This window comes from Rhizobium sp. PEPV16 (assembly GCF_008919455.1).
GTDB classification, from domain to species: domain Bacteria; phylum Pseudomonadota; class Alphaproteobacteria; order Rhizobiales; family Rhizobiaceae; genus Rhizobium; species Rhizobium leguminosarum_Q.
On record NZ_VSZV01000226.1, the window covers coordinates 1 to 3,631 of the forward strand.

At 61.1% G+C, this 3,631-nt stretch carries 3 protein-coding genes and 1 pseudogene; 1 reads left to right on the forward strand and 3 read right to left on the reverse strand.

Features of this window, described 5'->3' with window-relative positions; genetic code table 11:
* The 3 genes and pseudogenes from FY112_RS07525 to FY112_RS07535 form a co-directional block, all read right to left on the reverse strand.
* A pseudogene (locus FY112_RS07525) lies at window positions 1-103 on the reverse strand (cysteine hydrolase); the annotation flags it as partial.
* A gap of 191 nt (window positions 104-294) precedes the next feature.
* A complete protein-coding gene (locus tag FY112_RS07530; protein ID WP_151518094.1) occupies window positions 295-1,044 on the reverse strand; it encodes a FadR/GntR family transcriptional regulator in 750 nt (249 codons plus the stop codon).
* 176 nt (window positions 1,045-1,220) lie between these two features.
* Window positions 1,221-2,228, reverse strand: a complete 1,008-nt coding sequence (locus FY112_RS07535) for a LacI family DNA-binding transcriptional regulator (protein WP_151518095.1) — start codon at window positions 2,226-2,228, stop codon at window positions 1,221-1,223.
* A gap of 208 nt (window positions 2,229-2,436) precedes the next feature.
* Between FY112_RS07535 and FY112_RS07540 the strand changes: the two genes are divergently transcribed.
* On the forward strand, window positions 2,437-3,631 hold a 1,195-nt coding region (locus tag FY112_RS07540), incomplete at its 3' end, for an alpha-L-fucosidase (RefSeq protein WP_151518100.1).

The window sequence follows — 3,631 nt, forward strand, 5'->3', positions numbered from 1 at the left end:
AGGCGGAAGCGAGGTTTTCATCCCAATAAACGCGGTGTCTGAAGGACTCCTGGGCGTCGATAACGAGAAGGACAGTATCATGGCCGGACATTTTTTGCTCCACGCAGATTGATCATGAAGTCATATTCGGCGATTTGAAGACAGGGGAAAATGCGTGCACCGGACAAATAGCGGACAATTCGCGCCAACAACCACACTGAGGGTGGCCTTGCGCCAAGGGCCTCGGACCACATCCGGCGCCTGCTGCCATCTGCACCTAATCGGTCCGACTTCCACGCAATTCCGGATCAGATGTCAGCTCGTAAAGCTTCGCAGATCTCTTAGCAGGTTGCGGTACCTGGCCTGGCTGCCGACCAGATGGTCGCGCATGGCGTTGCGGGCGGCCTGGTCGTCCCTGTCTGAGATGGCGACGACGATTGCCTCGTGCTCCCTGTGGATCAGCTTTCGATAGGCGGTCTGTTCGGCCGTCCTCGATTCCGGAACGAGCCTCGACTGCGGGATGATCGCCGAGCCCTGCGATTCCAGGAACTGCCTGAACAGCGGATTGTTCGTGGCTTCGGCGATCGCGGCATGGAGTTCGAGATCCGCATCGCGAATGGATTGATCGCTCTCGATGCATTGGAGGACTTTCCGATGACATTCGAATATCGCCTCCTCCTGTGCCGGGGAGCGGCGCAGGGCTGCAAGGCCCGCCGCCTCGATTTCGACAGGTGTTCTGATCTCGAGTACCTCAAGATCGGAGGCGACGCGGGCTTTGTCGACTTTCCGCGCGGAGAGCGCCGGATCGGCGCCGAGCACGAAAATCCCCGCTCCCTGGCGCACCTCGACAAGCCCGTCGGAGCGAAGTGCTGCCACGGCCTCACGCACGACGGTGCGGCTGACGCTGTGCGTTTCGGTCAGTTCGTGCTCGCTCGGAAGCTTGTCGCCGACAGAATATTGGCCGCTCAATATGGCTTGCCGGAGGCTTTCGCCGACCTGTGTGACCAGCGACCCGGAGCCTTTGCTGCGATCCTTCATCTGCATAGCCACGCTTGACCCCCGCATCGGCTCTTGATCCGCATGCCGTTCAAACACGCGGCATTGCGAAATTCACGATTCATCACACATGTATGACAAATTTGGCCACCTTTCAATGGGCAAGGGCCAACCAGCGGAATCCGGCACCGCGCTGGCGTCTTTCGACGCGGCTTTGGCATAGGTGTGCGGATCTGGAGAAGCACTCACAACCGCTTGGTCGACTCCCCGCGCACGAACTTCGGCGTCAGGATAAAATCCTGCGGGGGTGCTGCGGCAGCCTCCGGGCTTGCTATTCTTGCCAGGAGGCGCTGGGCCGCTAATTCCCCCAGCTTCTGCGCATCCTGCACCACCATGGTGATGCGAGGCGTGATGACATTGCTCCAGGGCACGTCGTCGACCATCGCCAGCGACACGTCGTCAGGGCAGCGGAAGCCCATCTCCTGCATGACCTGCAGTGCTGCGAGGCCGGTCATGTTGTTGGCTCCGATGATGGCGGTCGGCCGATCGCGGCGGGTCAAGAGGCGCATCGCCTGTGCATGGCCGCCCGTCCTGGTGTAGCCGCCTTCGACGACCAGAGAAGGATCGATGTCCACACCGGCGCCGGCCATCGTGTTCATGTAACCCTTCAGACGTTCGTCGGCAGTGTGCAGGCCGCTCGGCCCGGAGATGAAGCCGATGCGCCTGTGGCCGAGTTGCAGCAAATGTTCCGTCAGGATGGTGGTGGTCAGCGGGTTGTCGGAGCCGACAAAATCACGCTCGGCGCCTTCCAGCTTCTGGTCGAACATCACGATCGGGGTCTTGAAGTCGCGCAGGAACGTGGCGTACTCCTCGCCGCGCCCGTTTGCCGCCAGCGCAATGCCGGCGATCTTCTGCGCCTCCAGCCGCTCCAGCAGCGCCCGTTCGAGATCGGCCCTGCCGGAGGAGTCGGCGATCAGGACGAAATAGCCGTGATCAAGCGCCTGGTGCTCGATCTCTCGACGGATGTCGCCGAAGAACATGTTGCCGAGATTGGCCGAAACGAAACCGATCAGCGAGCTGCGTCCGCGCGCCAGCGTCTGGGCCACCGGGTCGATGCGGTAACCGGTCGATTTTATCGCCTGCTGAATGCGGTCGAGCGTCTCGGCGCCGACCCGCTTCGGGCTGTTGAGCGCGAGCGAGACGGTCGAGATGGAAACCCCCGCAAGGCGCGCTACGTCTCGTATCGTGGTCATGTCTGTCGAACCGGTTCTAATGCCTTTGTTATGTCCGATTTTATTGGTCGGCGCAACATTCATGCTACAAATCAGCCGTTTCACACGGTTTGCCTTGGTGATTTTGTGGTCGCGAATTTCGACTTGACAGACATCGGATCAGGCGAGATGATCATTTACCGAACCGGTTCGATATGATGCTGAGCCGGAAAACAGGGAGGAGAAACCTGTGACGAGTTCGGAACGCCAGCCGGAAAATCCGGCATTAGGAGGGGCGGAGAAACACGCCTGGTTCAGCCAGGATCGCCTGGGTATGTTCATCCATTGGGGTCTTTATGCCTTAGGGGCCCGGCACGAGTGGTTGAAGAACCGCGAAGAGCTGACCGACGAGCATTACCAGCGCTATTTCGACAATTTCGATCCTGATCTCTACGGTCCCAAGGAGTGGGCGCGGCGGGCACGTCTCGCCGGCATGAAATATGTCGTCGTGACGACCAAGCATCACGAGGGTTTCTGCCTCTGGGATAGCAAGGTGACGGACTACAAGGCGCCGAACACGCCCTGTGGCAAGGATCTGCTCACGCCGCTGGTCGACGCCTTCCGTGCCGAAGGGCTGAAGATCGGCTTCTACTATTCGCTGCTTGACTGGCACCATCCCGATTTCCCGATCGACGTTCACCATCCGCTGCGCAATCATCCGGACGCCAAGGCGCTGAATGCCGGCCGTAACATCGCCAACTACGCTGCCTATATGCGCGAACAGGTGCGCGAGCTTCTGACCGGCTTCGGCCGCATCGACATCATCTGGTTCGATTTCAGCTATCCGGGGCGCGAATATCATGGCCTGCCCGGCAAGGGGCGCGGCGATTGGGAGAGCGAGCGGCTGGTCGATCTGGTGCGCGAGCTGCAGCCCGGCATCATCGTCAACAACCGCCTCGATCTGCCGCCCGGCACCCTGCCCGACGTGACGACGCCGGAGCAATATACGCCGCGGGTCGCCCCCGCCATCGCCAGCCAGGGGGTGCTCTGGGAAGCCTGCCATACGTTCAGCGGCTCCTGGGGTTATCACCGCGACGAAGATACTTGGAAAAGCCCGGAACAGATCATCCAGTTGCTGATCGATTCCGTCGCGCTCGGCGGCAACCTCCTGATGAATGTCGGCCCGACCGGCCGGGGCACGCTCGATGCGCGCGCCATCAGCGCGCTCGAGGTCTATCAGAACTGGATGGCCGTCAATGGGCGTTCCATCTACGGAGCAGGTCCGTCCGGCTTTCCGGCGCCGGCCGGCTGCCGCTACACCCAGCGCGGCAACCGCCTCTATCTGCATGTCTACAACTGGCCCTACCGCCACATCCATATCGAAGGCCTTGCCGACAGGATTGCTTATGCGCAGTTCCTGCATGACGCCAGCGAAGTGCGCTGGC

Bases quoted from the DNA above. Each gene is read 5' to 3' on its own strand.
- FY112_RS07530 (WP_151518094.1), bottom strand. From the start codon at position 1,044: ATGCGGGGGTCAAGCGTGGCTATGCAGATGAAGGATCGCAGCAAAGGC.
- FY112_RS07535 (WP_151518095.1), bottom strand. From the start codon at position 2,228: ATGACCACGATACGAGACGTAGCGCGCCTTGCGGGGGTTTCCATCTCG.